Below are 16384 nucleotides of genomic sequence, written 5' to 3' on the forward strand. Positions count from 1 at the left end.
TTGCAGAATTTCAAATCTTGCAGCTTACCGGGTAAATGTCAATGCACTCAGCATCCGGTGCAGGATCGCGGAGCTTTGCGCTCTGGTAGCTGTCCCCTTTGGAGCGAACTGATTGCCACCCACGCCGTTAATCATGTCCATGTAAGCCAGAAGTGAAACCGACTCTGTCGCCCAGCTTTCAATGTCAGCGCGATCGCTAAAGATCATTGCAGTGCTGGAATCACGGATCGAGTCATACCCGGCAAAGTCCATCGCCCGGTGGATCATCACGGCCATTTCCTGCCGGGTAATGCTCTGGTTCGGCTGAAACGTACCATCCCGGTATCCGTTAACTAGTCCATTAGCTGCCGCAGCCTTCACCGCATCATGATACCAGTGCTTTGTGCTGACATCACGGAACGCAATCCCGGGGTCTGATGACGCTGAGGACAAGCCCAGTGTTCGGGTCAGCAGAGCGGCGAATTCCGCTCGGGTGACCGGCTGATCCGGACGGAATTCCTGTTCAGTCACACCCAGTACAATCCGTCTGGCAGCCATACCCTCGATCTCTTCCTGCGCCCAATGACGCTTGATATCGGTAAAGGTTACGTCGTTCTCCAGGATCAAATACGTACTGTTGCTTCTGCTGAACAATATAATTCCGCGCTCCTGAACCTGATAAGGAACCGGTGTGTAGCTCAGCTTTCCATTGGGATTCCGTTCGGCTCGAACGACCGCCGTTTTCCGATCCTCCAGCTGCTGATCCGTTACGATCGTGCGGGAAACATAGTGCGGGAACGAGGTCATCTCAACGGAAGCTCCGTCCTGCTGCACAATATACACCTTAAAGTTCACCGCAGCCGTGACCTTCCAGCCTTCAGCCTTTGCAAGATCCCCTGTGGCAGAATCCTTCGAGATGAGCACCGCCAGCTTCCCTGAGGACGGGAGCTGCTGCAGCAAAGCTGCAGTCAGCGGCAGGAGGTAGCTGCCGTCCTTGCCTTCTACAGCCAGTTCTTTGGCCTTTCCGCCTTCCACAGCCAGACGCAGGGCAGTTGCATCGACAGACACCTGAATGCCGCTTGTCTTCGCGTCAGCATCCACCTTAAAGGCAATCCGCCGATTGACGGCACGCTGAACCGCTTCCTCTACCGCCTTGCTGTCCGCCTGCGCCTGCGCAATGCTCAGTCCGTTCAGCAAGGCGGTCTTCGCCGGCAGGATCATGCTGTTGCCTGGCGGAACGAGAACCGGATTCCCCTGCGGAGGAGCCGGAGTTACAGGAGCCGGAGCTCCCCCTTCGAATTCACCTGATGCCGGCGGCTCTGAAGGTCCCGGGTCTGCCCCGCCTTCACCCGGAGCCGCAGGACCTTCAGGTGCAGCTGCGCCTGTCTTGAGCAGCGGCCGAAGCTGAAGATGTGGATGATCTGAGGCATATAGCTCCATAGGAACCCCCTGGCCTTTTGTATCTGCAACCAGGAGTACAGCCTCGCCGCCGTCTCTGCTGCTCAGATACTGCTTTAACGCTTCGGTAGAAATCGAATAGGAATCCACGTTGTAGGGCAGGTTGTACGTTCGATCCTTGAAGCCCTTCATTGTGAATGCTCCGAGATACACACCTTCTCCTGCTGCTGCAGCTGATGGATGTCCGCTCGTTGCTGCATTCATTCCAAACACCTGAAGCGTTATTTCCTCGCTCCCAGGGTTGAGATCTGTCAGCCTGCCGCTAAACTGCAGGGAGGCTTCATCAAGTGCTGTCACCTCCGCCAGGTCAAAGGTAAACATCGCGGCATACGGCTCACCTTGTGCAGACCAGGCATCGCCGGTAGCATAGTGCACAGCACGGTATACCGGATTGCCGGAGGTATTAGACAGCTTCAGCCCATCCGGGGATACCACATGCCCTTGGCCCCTGCGAATTTCAATGCCACCGGCACTCTTCTCAATGCGGTTGCCGATCAATTGAATATCGCGCGGATCACCGCTGCCCACCTGGGCGGCATTAGAATCACCATTATCGTAGTCCAGCAGGATCGGAATATCTCCTGCTTCAAAATTCGAAATGGTGTTGCCGGAAGCGATGGTTCGCGGCGCGTTCAGCAGCCGCAGCCCGATCACGGACTGCTGATACGGTCCTCTGACGAATGCCGAAGGATCGATTTCAATGACATTGTTCTCAATGATCGTATCCGGCGATCCCAGCACGACCGTAATGCCTTCTGCATTATTTTTGAGCAGATTGCTGTGGATGTAGTTGTATGGACCGGCTTCGCTATGGTTGCTCGGATAACCGCCGCCAGTATTGCCCAGCGCAATGCCCGCACCGCGGCGGGTCCCGATAATGGTGTTATCCTTCACCTCGTTCAGATACTCATCCTCACCGTGCAAATCAATGGCGTCATAGGTGTTGTTAATCAAGGTATTGTTCTGAACCAGGTTATTGTGGGTGTATGCCTGCACAATGATGCCGTGACGCATCGCGTTGGTGCCGTCAAATACGTTGTTCTCGATCAGGTTATACTGAGAGTCCTCCTCCTCACCGAAGCGGTCCAGCTTGAACTCCCCTTGAAGCGATATTCCGTAGCCTGCACCGCCGCCGCCGATATCCGTTGCATTACGGAAAAGGGAATTGCGGACGACCAGGTGCTGTCCCTTGGCCATACGTACCCCGGTTTTTTCAAATTTCTCGATGAGGACGTTGTCTACAACAATATTATAAGGCGCCTTAGCTGAGCTGCCGCTGGACGATTTATCAATGTAGATCCCATGCTTGTAGCCCCCTCGCAGCGGATGGTTAATGGCCGGGTCTGTTGGATATTTCTGATCCCATGTGGACGTGATCGTCAGGCTGGAGATCACAATGCTGTTCTGGTTCATCGCGGACAAGACCCGGCTGCTGGCATTGGATAAGCCGGTATTCGTCAAATCCGGACCGAGACGGTTATCGAAATCAGACAATAGAATCGCGCCCTCCCGGCTTTCTCCGGTAAGGTTCACCCCCGTCTTCAGCACAATTTGTGTATCAGAGGCATAGGCACTCAGCAGCTTATACGTTCCGTTCGGCAAAAACACCTCGTCACCCGGCTGTGCGTCATCAATAGCACGCTGTATCGCTGGGCGGTCGTCCGTTATGCCATCGCCCTTGGCCCCATAAGGAGCCGCCGTCACATCGATCTTCCGACCGGTAAAGGCATTAGGAGCAGGCAGCGGATGCGGTGTTCCGTCCACATTGTACAGCCCTGCCTTGGTCGGACGCACTTCTCTGCTCACAGTCGGCGGCGGCAGTGCCGGCAAGATTGGATCGTGTTCCACCCCGCTGTCACTCGGGGAGTACATATGGACAACCGTATAGCCGTTATACTCGGTGGAGCTGTTCCCCTGACCTACAAGGCGAATGTATCGGGCATCTGTATCTGGAACGTCAAAGTTCTCCATATCCAGCTGCGTTCCGCGGCTCTCCCCGCTATAGATCGTATCCCAGGATACACCATCCATGGAGCTCTGAATGTCGAAGAAGTAGGATCTCTCATCTCCTTTATAAAAAGCAATCCCCACATCCCCAACCGTCGCAACGCTCCCCAGATCATATTGAATCCATGCCCCAGCTCCGTTCGCGCCCCATCGGGTATTGGGATTGTCATCAAGCGTATTGGCTGCTTTGTTGCCCCAGTTCAAGTCTCCGTTATAAACCTTGTCGTAATGACTCGCGGTAACCTGGGTTTCTGTAAAGGTGTAGCGCTTTTGCGGCATGGCTGAAGCTTCATTGGAGTCCAGACTGCTGCTTTTATTGTCACTGACCGCCTGCACAGTATAAAAATAGGTTTGCCCGTTCTGAAGTCCCCCGTCCACATATTCCGTGGCTGTCCAGTTTGGCTCAATAACGGTATAGGAGCCGCCGGCAGAGCTTGCCCGCTTGACTGTATAGTGGGCGGCATCCAGGACTGGCTGCCACTGCAGCTTGATTCCGGAGTGACCCGGTATAGCCGTCAGGCCTTGCGGAGCCTCTGGCGGATAAGCCGTAACTGCATGGTATTCCAGCGAAGGTGTACTTTCACCGCCCTGGTTAAACGCAGTAACTGTGTAATAATAATCCTGCTGTACGGTCAAGCCCTGATCCAGGTAACTGGTGACGACTCCATACACAGCATCCAGCACCGTATAAGGTCCGCCGGGCGTCGAGCTGCGCTTGACGCTATAGCCCACCGCACCTGGAACCTCATTCCAGGATATCCCCACCTCGGTATCCCGAATTGAAGCGTACAGCGGACCCGGTGCTGGCGGGGCTTCTGTAGATGCCTGCGGCGAAGCTTGTACAGCTGTTGATAGACTGCTGTCCACATTCGTTCCATCCATAGCCTTTGCCACAGAGCTGACAGCGTAATAATAGGTATTGCCATTCAGCGCTGTCCGGTCCTGATAGCTGCCGGAAGCTACTGTAGCTATGGTTGTAAATGGACCGCCCGGTGCTTCTCCCCGCTTGACATGATACTGCTCAGCACCAACAGCGCCAGACCACTTCAGGCTCACCTGGTTGTCGACATCCGATATCACGGTCACTCCGGTTGGCATACCTGGAAACGTCTTTAGAACATGAACATGATCTGCGTACATTTGCATATTTGCATTTCCAAAAAAGCCTACGCTGGATCCTGTTGGAACACCCGTTGAATCTGTAACCAGCGCTGTGACGGTTGGGCCCCCCTCGATCGAGCCGGTCAACACCGTGTTCCCCGGTGTTCCGGTAACCTGAAAGGTCATCCGGTAGTATTGACCGGCCACAAAACCAGGAATTGGGGCAGACTGCGACAACTCCGTACTCGTGCCGCCGACTCGCTTCAACAACACCAGGCTATACTGGGATGCTGACATTTTTCGGATGGCTAGCGCATACATGCTGTTATTATCTGTCACCCGGGTTCCTAAGCCGAAGTAAGAAGGGCTGTTCGGCATAATATCCGGTGTGCTTGGGTGCAGCTTTACATCCGCCGAGAGAAGCACATCACTCGCAGAATACTCAATAAGCCATGCCGTTGATGTACCGTTTCCATTGAAGTACATTGCAACATTACTGCCATCATCGGAGGCCATGCTCCAGATGCCGGCGCTGGCATTGGATCTCCAGTTGTTCAGCGTTCTCGCCGTATTGTTGCTGGAGTTAATAGGCTGTCCCGTCGTAGGCGGGTTCGCCGTATGGTTGCCGATCGCGATGCTTGAATCCAGATTCTGAAAATCATCAAAACGCTCATGATCGCTATAATACGCGGCCGCCGAAGCCAAGCCCGGCGGTGGAAGCAGCGATGCCAATAAGGCGATGCACAGCATCAAGGCAGCACTTTTTTTCAGGAGAACAACATTCATAGACACAACCCCTTTTCGCTCATTTTGTTAGCGCTTACAATTATGATCTGATCATATCCAAGAGCGCCGCCGGAATCTTGTGTTTACCTCATGTGCGGTAGTGTTTTTCAAGGGGCAGTCGGTTCATGCGCGTATTAGCCAAACGAATGCGATAATCCGAACTCGTTTTAGCCGCCGACCTCCCACGCGCCAATCGAACGCGATAATCCGAACTCGTTTTAGCCATTGACCGCCTACGCGCCAAACGAACGCGATAATCCGAACTCGTTTTAGCTGCTGGCCTCCCACGCGCCAAACGAATGCGAAAATTCGAACTCGTTTTAGCCGCTGGCCTCCCACGCGCCAAACGAACGCGATAATCCGAACTCGTTTTAGCCGCTGACCGCCTGCGCGCCAAACGAATGCGATAATCCGAACTCGTTTTAGCCGCTGACCTCCTACGCGCCAAACGAATGCGAAAATTCGAACTCGATTCAGCCGCTGACCGCCTGCGCGCCAAACGAACGCGATAATCCGAACTCGTTTTAGCCGCTGGCCTCCCACGCGCCAAACGAACGCGATAATCCGAACTCGTTTTAGCCACTGACCGCCACGTTCTTCCAAAGACATTTCAATGTGAAGGAAAACAACAAGTTCAAGGCAATTCCATACAGATCAATGGACAAGTCGATCTAGTGTTCTCTTGATCAAAGAAGCGGGGCAGAGCATCTGTCCCTCCTGATCCCATATTCCTCCGCCTAACCGGAGTCTGCCTAATCAGCAGCAGGAAGTGCCTCCGAAATACGGTATAATGACGCTATTCCTACTCTAACTTAAAGGTGGACTGCACATCATGGTGACTATACTGCTATTCATTCTCGCCGGTATTGCCGAAATCGGCGGGGGGTACCTCATTTGGCTGTGGCTAAGAGAAGGTAAGCCTTGGTATTGGGGTGGTGTCGGAGGCGTTGCTCTAGCGCTGTACGGTGTCATTGCCACTCTACAGCAATTCCCCTCTTTCGGACGAGTTTATGCCGCATATGGGGGAGTGTTCATCGTTCTCTCCGTACTTTGGGGATGGGGGGTTGACAAAAAAACACCCGACCTCTATGACTGGGTCGGGGCAGGCATCTGTATCATCGGTGTCTCGGTGATGCTCCTGGCCCCTCGCTCATAAGGGCGCACGGGGTCAGTCAGCACGGTGCGATGGGGGAGCTTGATGACTGTGGACCGGCAAGTACAATATGCTCTTTCGCCTGCTCAAGTATTGTAATGTCCCGCACAATCATGAATCTTGTTGAATAGTCATCGCAGTGGAGAAGAGATTTGTTCATTGCGGTTACCGCCTCGTCCACGGTCATCCATTGAACCCCCATCCCCAGCTCCTGTTCACTTTCCGTTAACGCAGCCGGGATCGCTGACGAGTGCTCCACTACTTTAGCAATAAAACCGTAAGACCGTTGCATAAAGTCATTTTTACCCTTGTGCTCTTCAATACATCCTAACGCCTGGATGACTTCCGCGTCATATCCTGTCTCCTCTTGAATTTCCCGAATAAATGCATCTTCTATGTCCTCTTCCGCATTCACTCCCCCGCCCGGTAATTTATAGCGATCCACTTGTGACATATACATCATAGCTACCTTCTGTTCGTGATTCAGCAGTACACCTCTGGATGCAAGGCGGGAGACGTTGTCTAGTATTTTTGGTGCTGTGCCAAGGATATCTAAATCCGTTATTCTTGTGATCCGTTCCATATGATGATCCCTTCTACTGGCTTGTCGGCTTTTCGATGATTGCTATCTGTTTGAGTGCGCTCACTGCCTCTTGGGCTGGTATTACGTTTCGACAGGGGCGAAGCGTTCTCCTTCTCTTTCTTTTTTCTAAACCATCGCTTTATGGAGCAAAAATATTACGCCGCATCGAGTTCGCTTTTTCGCACTCGTTTGGCGCGGAGGCGGGCTGCGGCCGCATCGAGTTCGCTTTTTCGCACTCATTTGGCGCGGAGGCGGGCTGCGGCCGCATCGAGTTCGCTTTTTCGCACTCGTTTGGTGCGGAGGCGGGCTGCGACCGCATCGAGTTCGCTTTTTCGCACTCGTTTGGCGCGGGGGCAGGCTGCGACCGCATCGAGTTCGCTTTTTCGCACTCGTTTGGCGCGGGGGCAGGCTGCGGCTGCATCGAGTTCGCTTTTTCGCACTCGTTTGGCGCGGGGGCGGGCTGCGGTTGCATCGAGTTCGCTTTTTCGCACTCGTTTGGCGCGGGGGCAGGCTGCGACCGCATCGAGTTCGCTTTTTCGCACTCGTTTGGCGCGGAGGCGGGCTGCGGCTGCATCGAGTTCGCTTTTTCGCATTCGTTTGGTGCGGAGGCGGGCCGCGGCCGCACCAAAAAAACACCCCTTCATCCAGAAAGCGAGTGCCTCAAAGCACTCACGATCTTGTTGAAGAGGTGTTCTTATATGCTCTAGCGAGCTGAATTAATGATGGCCTGTTGCTAAACGCAGTCGATACACTTCTCTGGTTTCCACTAGCTCTTCTGCGTGTTGGCGATAGTGCCCATAATGGTCCGAATGAATGTGAGCGTTCAACGCTGCTTCATTCGCCCATCTTTCGTAGAATACAAATACACTTGGATCATCCGTAGACTGATGCAGATCATACTGGATGCAGCCCTCTTCTTCACGGGAAGGCTGTAGTACAGCTAGCAAGGCCTGCTCCAGCTCTTTTTCATGCCCTGCTTTTGCCTTCAATACGGCAGTAATGACAATAGGCTCCACCGTTTGTTCCTCCTATCCCAACAGCTTGACAACTTCACGCGCAGCAGATTCCGTGGATTGTGGGTTCTGCCCGGTTACGAGCCGCCCATCCACGACCACATGATCCGCCCAATTGTCCTTCACGATGACGTTGGCACCCAGCTCGCGAAGACGGGTTTCCAGCAGGAACGGCATGTAACGGTCCAATGTGGTCTCACGCTCTTCCTCGTCTGTGAATGCAGCTATCGTTTTTCCGTCGACGAGGGGTTTTCCATTGGATAGGGTTACGCCCACCAATCCTGCCGGGCCATGACATACAGCCGCCACGACTTTGTCTGCCTCGTATAGCTCACGGATCATGGCATGCAGGGTGGTATTGTCAGGAAGATCGAACATCGTTCCATGACCGCCAGGCATAAAAATCCCATCGAATTTCGAAATATCTCCCACTTCCTCGAGCTTTAGGGTATCCTCTAGAAGCTTGGCCGTTTCAAGAATTTCTGGCGCGACGCCGTCTGCGAGACTGCGGTCATCGACAGGTGCTTTTCCGCCTTTAGGACTTGCGACAGTGACATCGTATCCTTGCTTTTTAAACTCCACATAGGCTTCGCCAAATTCAGATAACCACAAGCCTGTTTTATGTCCTTCTTTCATCTCGTCTGCTGTCGTAACCACCATTAATATATGCTTAGTCATGTTGTATTCCTCCAATGTAGGTCATATTTCATACCGATATATATTTTCCTTCCAGAGAACCTTCTATTCCTGCAGCGTCACCGACATCCAGCCCGTTCCCGGTACTCCATGTTATAACCACCTCGGCCAAACTTGAAGCGAACCCCACCGTAATCTTTTCCTTAGCCACGAACAGCTTTTCAGTCTCAGGTAGCATATTGCGGTTTCATCAGGGAAGCTTCCATTTGTTTTTGGTACAGCATTACGTTATCATCACAATAAAAAAGATGGTACTTCCACTAAGTTAGGTGGTCATAACCATACGTTATGGAGAGAACACGATGAGGATCGAATGGATTGACGCTTTTTTGGCCACCGTCGAAACAGCCAGCTTGACAAAAGCCAGCGAGCAGTTGAACCTGACACAGCCTGCCCTTAGCAAGCAAATCAGAACTTTAGAGGGGGATGTCGGGGCTGAATTGTTTGTCCGATCTACAACCGGGGTGACTTTAACAAAGGCCGGCGAACAGCTTTTGCCTGCGGCAAAGACGATCCGCAATGAATGGAACGAGGTCAAAAAAGCCATTGCGATGGAGCAGGGATTAAAAGGTATCGCCATCGGGGCCTGGCCCAGTGTAGCCACCTCCTACTTGCCGAAAAAACTCGCCTTTACGAACCGCTCAGACTACAGCCTCAGAATCTCCCACAGCTATGTGGAATTGCTAAGCTTTTTGAAGGAGGGCAAGATTGATGTCGCACTGTTTGATAACACGGGAATCGATCATCCGTTCTTCTCGACCTTCCTTTTTGCTGAAGGCTTCCGACTTTACGTCCATAAGGACCACCCTATTTATGGGATACGGGAAAACGTTTATTTCGAAGATATCAAAGATGAAGAATTTCTGATGCTCCTTGAAACCTGCGACGCCCGGCGACTCATTGAAAAAGAATTTGAAAATCTCGGAGCCACGCTGAACATCTCCTCCGAAATTGAATTCGGACATAGCATTCTTGGCTTTATTGAAGCCCGTATTGGCATCTCGATCCTGCCAGATATTTTTGCTGAACGACTTTCTGCTGATTTACGGGCGATTCCGATTGAGAATTTTGATGTAAAACGCAAGGTGTCCATTATGGCCCGAGATGAAAAGGTAGGAAGAAAGGTCTTGGCTATGATTCGATAGTGGGATTCACTCCGTCAGCAGCACAAGGCCGCCTCACAAAGATCCATGATCTCTAATAAGACAGCCCCATATTTATATGTGCAGCAGTAACTCCTCTGGTACGCGCCCTATCAAAAGGAACCCGACTTTATAAGTCCGGTCTTGACCAGCAGTCTCTCTGTCATGACAGCAGCCTCCGCCCGGGTCAAGACACCTGTCGGACGAAGCTCCTGGCTTGAGCCTTGAATCACGCCATGTTGAATGAATAATGCTGCGGCCCGCTCTGCCCACGAAGAAAGTGTGCTCTTGTCTGTATACCCCGACAACACCGCTTCGTCCAGAGTGAGCGTAAGCCTTCCCCCTGCTGTTTCAGACAGCCTCATCATCAGGACCATCGCTTCCTGGCGAGTAACAGGGCTTGATGGTCTCAAGGCCCCATCCCCATATCCCTGAACGATACCATACTCATAGGCAGCACCCACAGTGTCATAAAACCAGTCACTGACCTTTACATCTGTAAATGGAGAAGCCTTGGGTCCTTTATCACGGTAAGTATCAGCCTGCAGACCAAGGGCTCGAACCATTATGGCGAGCAGCTCTGCACGTGTAATCGGTGCATTTGGTGCATAACTTACTGAATTCGGACCTCCATGACCCTGAACAATCATTTTGGATGCCAGGCTCTTTACCGCAGGCTCAGACCAGTGTCCGCGAAGATCCTCGAAGACGGGAGAAGAGATCTCCTGAAGCAGTACAAATGTACCGGGTGCCAATGTGCTCAGCACTACCTCAGGGAGAGCTTTACCATCCTGCAGCTTCATGCTTGCAGGAACATGCCGCAGCGGATTTCCCGCCTGCCATACAGCAGCTGTTGTGACCTCACTTCCACGCTCTTCTTCTGCTTCTGATCTTGGAATTCTCAATTCTACCATCCGGCTAAAGCTCGCTACAGACTTCAAGCTATCACCAGAAGGAACCGATATTTTCAGTTCTACCGGCACGCCGAGCAACCGGTATCCCTGCGCGAAGGCCGCTCTGGAAATGCTCTCTTGAGCTTCCCGTTCCGCCATCGACAATTGGACCGATACTGCCGCTCCTCCTTGGGCTTGACTCACTGCCGGCTCCGGGATTCCTCGTACAGGGAATGTCAGCAGACCGACTGAGGTTTGAAGCTTAATCAACCCCTGACGGCTTCGCAGAAGCTCCATTGCCACCCTATCAACGTCCAGCTTGATCTGCTTCACATCTGCAGGAACCGTAATGAATACCTCAACCTCATTCTTGCTCTGTGCCAAAGATGATGACAGTAAGCCACCCTTCAGGATTACATCTGCGATAAGGTCATCCTTTTCCTGTTTCACGGTTGCCTTAACCACACCTGATAACGCACGATTATTCACCAATGCCGTTATTTCAAGGCGCTCGGCGCTGGACGAAGAATGACCATGGACCGGAGCAGTCGGTTCGCCTGAACCCGACTGTCCTGAACCTCCCGTTATCGGTGCTACAGGAGGCTCAGCCGGAGGACCTTCACCCTGACCTGGAGAACCACCCTCATTGTCTTCTGGATCTTCCTCACCGGATTTATGATCCCTGACTAACGTAACGGTGTAGATCTGTTGCACCCCTGCCGCCGCTGAAACCTCCAGTTCAATCCTGCTGTTACCGCTTGGCAGTGGAAGAGCACGACTTTCGAGTCCGGAGCTGAGTACCTGCGGACCGGAAATGAGATCTCCCGCCTGACCGTATACACTGACTGTAACCCGGGCTTTACTGCCATATACATCTGCAGTAACTGAAATATTACCACTGTCATGCTTAATCGCTGCCTCATAATTATAAACCGTTCTGGTGAAGCCTGGTGACAACAACACCGGACCTGCATCAGATTTGAGTCCCACCTGCTGAAGATATACATCTAGCGCTGGACCTGGATCAGGCAGGTCTACCGAAGCAATCCTCCAGTGCGCATAAAGCGTAACATGATGATCAGCGATCCGAAGGAAATCTCCCGGGGCATAGGTATTCCCGCTGCCGTCTGCTGCCGTGCTCCATCCTATGAATTCATATCCGTCTCGTGACAACCCTCCGATGTTGCCAGGTACCTTCACAACATCATCTTCTGCATAGATGGCTGGATCTGTCGGCTCACTTCCTGCCGTGCTTCCATTTCCGTCATATGTCACCGTAAATCGTTTGGGTTTAGCCATGGCCAACGGCTTTACCGTGTATGCCGCCTTATATCCCGCCTTATCCCTTACAATGACGTTAAAGTAATAGGTTTTGCCCGGCTCCAGATTGGATACCGTCTGCTGCAGCAATGCCGGCGTATAAAAGCCAAGCGGAGTTCCATACTGTTCAATGCGCGCCACGGTGTCGATCACCGCACTGGTTGAGACGTATGGCAGATACTCCAGCCGGTCTGAGGAGATCAGGTTGTCGCTGGCTGCGTTCCAATCCAGTACTACGGTTCCAGCCTCTGTTTCCAAAGCATGTATCAGGCCTGTGTCTGGCACCGGTGCCGTCGTGTCTAGAACCGCCCTAGTGACAGCGGGCAGCGTCCGGCTGTTCGACGTATTATCTCCCATCTCTCCGTTCCTTCCATATCCCCATGCCCATACTATGCCGCTGTCCTTCAGCGCCAAACTGAAATAACCGCCCGCTGCAATATCAATGACACGATCCATACTTGCAGCTTGAAGAGGTACATTGGTCAAAAGTACGTGTCCCTGCCCCAGCTGACCGCTGTTGTTATCCCCCCAGCCCCATACGTACCCAGCGGCATCAAGGGCCAGACTGTGGTGTGCTCCCGCACTTATTTTTGTAATATTCTGAAGATTTTGGACCTGTACAGGCAAGGAACGGTCACTTCTGCTTCCGTCGCCCAGCGTGGCATAGAGGTTGCGCCCCCAAGCCCAGACGGTACCATCTTTCTTAAGTGCAATGCTGAAAAAAGTGCCTGCCGAGACGGCCAACACATCGCTCAAACCACTTACCTGTACTGGAATCGATCTGCTGGTTTTCGTACCGTCTCCGATTTCGCCATAGTCGTTATGACCCCAGGCCCAGACGGTACCATCGCTTTTTAACGCAAGACTGTTATATTCCCCAGCAGCAATCTGAATAACATCCTTTAATCCCTGAACCTTCACGGGTGAGGTTCTTTTGATAAAAGTGCCATCTCCGACCTGCCCCCCCTCATTTCTGCCCCAGCCCCATACTTCACCTTCTTCATCCAGTGCCAGCTTGTGGTATCCGACACCTCCAGCAATGGCCTGTATGGTTGGCAGACCCTGCACCTGAACCGGAACACTCACATTCTCTTCGGAGCCAATACCAAGCTCTCCTTGTTCGTTCGCTCCCCAGCTCCATACTGTACCGTCTCTTTTCAGCGCCATGGAGCTTCGGGCCCCCGTGGCAATCTCAATGACATCGCCTATATTTGTTGTTTTAACCGGAATACTCCGGGGAACCGTAGTTCCATTCCCTAACTGACCATTCGTATTCTGTCCCCAGGTATAAACATCACCGCTGCTAACCAGCGAAACCGCATGATAAAAACCTGCAGCCAGCTTAGGATCTACCGGAGAACTCCCCGGATTTCCATAAACCGTCTCTTCGCCTGTCCAGCCGCTCAGCGGTCCCAGCAGCAGACACACACTCAGCAAAATCCTGCCTAACCTCCTCAACCTTGATCCCTCCCGCTTCATTTTAAAGCCTTCCTTCTCGGTTTAGACCCCATGGTAGCAAAGGAATTCAGGGAGAAACATTGACAAATGTTAACTTTTTATCTTTTTTCCCCTATAATCAAAATAGTTCGACCTATAACGTCACAAACGGCGAGGAACGAAGTCAATGCCTATTAAGATACCGATGATACAGGCAAAAATCTCACCGCCTGTTTTAAAAGATAATGTAATACACAGGCAGCAGTTAATAGAACAAATTACATTGGGAAGCCAGGGGAAGGTCACCTCGATCATTGCGCCAGCCGGATACGGCAAGTCTACTCTGCTGGCTCAATGGAGAACTGCCGCCGCGCATGAACGGAAAGTACATGCCTGGCTGACGCTGGATGACAGAGATAATGATCCCGTCCGTTTCTGGCGTTACGTCGTGGGCTCCCTGTACACCTCTCTGCCCACAGATCTGAAGAGCCGCTTTCTGACCCTTGCAGATATGCTGCCCGGAGCTTCATCAGGCATGTTTCTGGATACACTGCTCTATGAGCTGTCCGAGCTTCCCAGCGAAAGCTATATTATCCTGGATGATCTTCACGTCATAGATCATCCAACAATTCATGATAATCTGAGTTATTTGATTGACTATCTGCCGCAGCACATTCACATCCTTCTCTCTTCCCGAACCGAGTTGCCGTTCTCTACCATCCGTTGGAGAGTCCAGAAGCAGGCTGCCGATATTTCCATGGACCAGCTCCAATTTAACGAAGAAGAAACCCGAGAGTACCTCCATTCCTTATACGGACATAGCTCTATGTTTATTACAGATCAGCAGATTCGGGACCTAACGAAACAGACTGAAGGTTGGGTGACCGCACTTCAGCTCGCCTCCTTGTCCCTACAAAGTTCAAGCCCGGATGAGCTGTTTATGCACGTCATCGGTGGAGATCACCGCCATTTGGGAGAGTATCTTGTCAGCGAAGTGATGTCCAAGCTTTCAAAGGAAACACAGGACTTCTTGTTAAAAACATCCGTTCTCTCCCGTTTGGATACAGCTTCATGCAATGCCGTGACAAACCTGAGTAACGGCCAGCTCATGCTGAATCAGCTGCAAAAGCTGAATTTATTTCTGGTTCCGCTGGATGAGCAGGACCGATGGTTCCGATATCATCATCTGTTCGCCGAGTTTTTGCAGCATCGGCTGTTGCTCGAACATCCTTCAGTCTACAGGCAGCTTCATGTGCTGGCAGGACAGCATTTCGCGGAGAATGGCTGGATGGATGAAGCGCTGGAGCACGCCATACAGGCGGAGAATTATGATCTTGCTGAATTGTATCTGTCATCTCATCTTCAGCATGTCCTGCGCCGCGGGGAACTGACGACACTCCGCAAGTGGCTGTATCATATATCTTCCCATCACACACTTTCGCACGAGTTGTCCTTGTTTCATGCCTTTGTGCTAGTGCTAACGGGAGACATGAAACAGGCCGAAGAGATTTTGACGAAGCTGGAACAGATCTGTGCCAATATGTCATCTTCGGAACGGCGGAACCAATTGGAAAGCAGCATGCTGTTCGTACGCTCCAATCTGGTGTTTCGAAACGGAGATTTCGGGAAATGGTTTGTGTTCAGTCAAGGTATTCTGGATAACATTATCCCGGACAATCCGATATATCTTCACTTTGACTACAATCTTCGCGAGCCGATGGTAAGGCGCACCTCAATGGGCTTGAACGGTGTCTTATCACGCGATACCGAGAAAATCGGGCTCATGTTTACCGACGTACTTGCTGCCCACGGGTGGAAAGAATCACTGATACATCTCTATGTCAAGCAGTCGCTATGCGAGGGATATTATGAGTGGAACCGGCTGGAAGACAGCCGGCGTCTGGCTGGAGAAATTGCGAAGTCCAGGAGCAGTGTGGATACCCTGGGGCTGCTGATCCCTCTTCGGATCACCGAGGCTCGCCTGGCAGCAGCGGAGGGGCAGTACACACTGGCCCATTATATTATTGACGAGACCCAGCAATCTGTGCTGTCTAGAAATGAACATACATGGGTGCTGGAGCTCCGTGCATTTCGGGCCAGACTATTACTACAGGAGCGAAACATAACGCAAGCCAGAAAAGAAGTCGCAGCCTTAGGCATCCGGCCCAAGGATAAACCCATTTATAGCCGAGAGTTTCAAATCTTGACCCTTGTCCGCCTCTTGGGTAGACAGCGCAAAGAGCCTGAAGGTCTTCGGCTGCTGGAGCTGTTAAAACTTCAAGCCGCACGGGAACAGCAAATTGCGAGTCTCGTGGAAATCTCTATTTTGCAGGCGCTGCTAGAAACGCAGAGAGGTCAGGTTGCGCGGGGAATGACTTTTCTTTCTGAGGCCTTGACTTTAGGAAGTCAACATGGATATATCCGAAGTTTTCTGGATGAGGGGCCGGAAATGCAGCATTTGCTGAAACAGTACGCTGAGCGCTCGGAAGTTCGGCATGACGCTGAAGCAGAAGGGAAGCTGCTCGACTATGTCCGCATGCTGGGCAAACAGTTTCCGCAACCCCATGAAGTCGAACTCGCTGCTGCCGCGGAATTGACACCTTCCCTCCCCGAAGCCTTAAGCCGAACTGAGCTTGATCTGCTGAACCAGATCCGGCAAGGGGCATCCAATAAGGAGATCGCAGCAAATTTGTCTCTTTCCCAGGGCACCATCCGCGTATATCTCTCACGGCTGTATGACAAGCTGGAGGTGTCCACCCGTACTCAGGCACTCGTTAAAGCACAAGCGTTGGGAATTTGGGATGGAGATAATTAAT

General features: G+C 52.2%; 10 protein-coding genes. 4 read left to right on the top strand and 6 right to left on the bottom strand.

The window, feature by feature from the left end; translation table 11 throughout:
- Positions 1 to 24 precede the first annotated feature (24 nt).
- Entirely contained in the window at positions 25 to 5331 is a 5307-nt protein-coding gene (locus tag E6C60_RS17865; protein WP_138227061.1) for an S-layer homology domain-containing protein, read from the bottom strand.
- An 832-nt stretch (positions 5332 to 6163) separates the two neighbouring features.
- Here E6C60_RS17865 and E6C60_RS17870 point away from each other — a divergent pair.
- Positions 6164 to 6487: a YnfA family protein gene (locus tag E6C60_RS17870; RefSeq protein ID WP_138227062.1), complete on the top strand. Its 324-nt coding sequence runs from the start codon at positions 6164 to 6166 to the stop codon at positions 6485 to 6487.
- A 16-nt stretch (positions 6488 to 6503) separates the two neighbouring features.
- Here E6C60_RS17870 and E6C60_RS17875 read toward each other — a convergent pair whose 3' ends face one another.
- Positions 6504 to 7067, bottom strand: a complete 564-nt coding sequence (locus E6C60_RS17875; RefSeq protein ID WP_138227063.1) for an NUDIX hydrolase — start codon at positions 7065 to 7067, stop codon at positions 6504 to 6506.
- A 35-nt stretch (positions 7068 to 7102) separates the two neighbouring features.
- On the opposite strand from E6C60_RS17875, the gene E6C60_RS17880 reads away from it, so the two are divergent.
- On the top strand, positions 7103 to 7774 hold the full coding sequence (locus tag E6C60_RS17880; protein WP_138227064.1) for a hypothetical protein: 672 nt from the start codon (positions 7103 to 7105) through the stop codon (positions 7772 to 7774).
- A 9-nt stretch (positions 7775 to 7783) separates the two neighbouring features.
- Here the strand turns inward: E6C60_RS17880 and E6C60_RS17885 are convergent, their stop codons facing one another.
- Genes E6C60_RS17885 through E6C60_RS21195 form a run of 3 tightly spaced genes read right to left on the bottom strand, consistent with a single transcriptional unit; the run spans position 7784 to position 8927 of the window.
- Complete coding sequence (locus E6C60_RS17885; protein ID WP_138227065.1) at positions 7784 to 8083, bottom strand: putative quinol monooxygenase; 300 nt, start codon at positions 8081 to 8083, stop codon at positions 7784 to 7786.
- Between the two features lie 12 nt (positions 8084 to 8095).
- Complete coding sequence (locus E6C60_RS17890; RefSeq protein ID WP_138227066.1) at positions 8096 to 8758, bottom strand: type 1 glutamine amidotransferase domain-containing protein; 663 nt, start codon at positions 8756 to 8758, stop codon at positions 8096 to 8098.
- Positions 8759 to 8786: 28 nt separating this feature from the next.
- Entirely contained in the window at positions 8787 to 8927 is a 141-nt protein-coding gene (locus E6C60_RS21195; RefSeq protein ID WP_217496347.1) for a hypothetical protein, read from the bottom strand.
- A 151-nt stretch (positions 8928 to 9078) separates the two neighbouring features.
- Here E6C60_RS21195 and E6C60_RS17895 point away from each other — a divergent pair, with 151 nt between their 5' ends.
- On the top strand, positions 9079 to 9921 hold the full coding sequence (locus E6C60_RS17895; protein WP_138227067.1) for a LysR family transcriptional regulator: 843 nt from the start codon (positions 9079 to 9081) through the stop codon (positions 9919 to 9921).
- A 110-nt stretch (positions 9922 to 10031) separates the two neighbouring features.
- Here E6C60_RS17895 and E6C60_RS17900 read toward each other — a convergent pair whose 3' ends face one another.
- On the bottom strand, positions 10032 to 13559 hold the full coding sequence (locus E6C60_RS17900; RefSeq protein ID WP_233281262.1) for an RCC1 domain-containing protein: 3528 nt from the start codon (positions 13557 to 13559) through the stop codon (positions 10032 to 10034).
- Positions 13560 to 13851: 292 nt separating this feature from the next.
- On the opposite strand from E6C60_RS17900, the gene E6C60_RS17905 reads away from it, so the two are divergent.
- A complete protein-coding gene (locus E6C60_RS17905; protein ID WP_233281053.1) occupies positions 13852 to 16383 on the top strand; it encodes a winged helix-turn-helix domain-containing protein in 2532 nt (843 codons plus the stop codon).
- Position 16384: the final 1 nt, after the last annotated feature.

The organism is Paenibacillus algicola (assembly GCF_005577435.1).
In the GTDB taxonomy this organism is placed as follows: Bacteria; Bacillota; Bacilli; order Paenibacillales; family Paenibacillaceae; genus Paenibacillus_AQ; species Paenibacillus_AQ algicola.

What these genes read in the sequence shown, in the direction of transcription:
- E6C60_RS17880 (WP_138227064.1), top strand. Translation starts at nt 7,103, where the DNA reads ATGATTGCTATCTGTTTGAGTGCGCTCACTGCCTCTTGGGCTGGTATT.
- E6C60_RS17875 (WP_138227063.1), bottom strand. Translation starts at nt 7,067, where the DNA reads ATGGAACGGATCACAAGAATAACGGATTTAGATATCCTTGGCACAGCA.
- E6C60_RS17895 (WP_138227067.1), top strand. Translation starts at nt 9,079, where the DNA reads ATGAGGATCGAATGGATTGACGCTTTTTTGGCCACCGTCGAAACAGCC.
- E6C60_RS17870 (WP_138227062.1), top strand. Translation starts at nt 6,164, where the DNA reads ATGGTGACTATACTGCTATTCATTCTCGCCGGTATTGCCGAAATCGGC.
- E6C60_RS17865 (WP_138227061.1), bottom strand. Translation starts at nt 5,331, where the DNA reads ATGAATGTTGTTCTCCTGAAAAAAAGTGCTGCCTTGATGCTGTGCATC.
- E6C60_RS17890 (WP_138227066.1), bottom strand. Translation starts at nt 8,758, where the DNA reads ATGACTAAGCATATATTAATGGTGGTTACGACAGCAGACGAGATGAAA.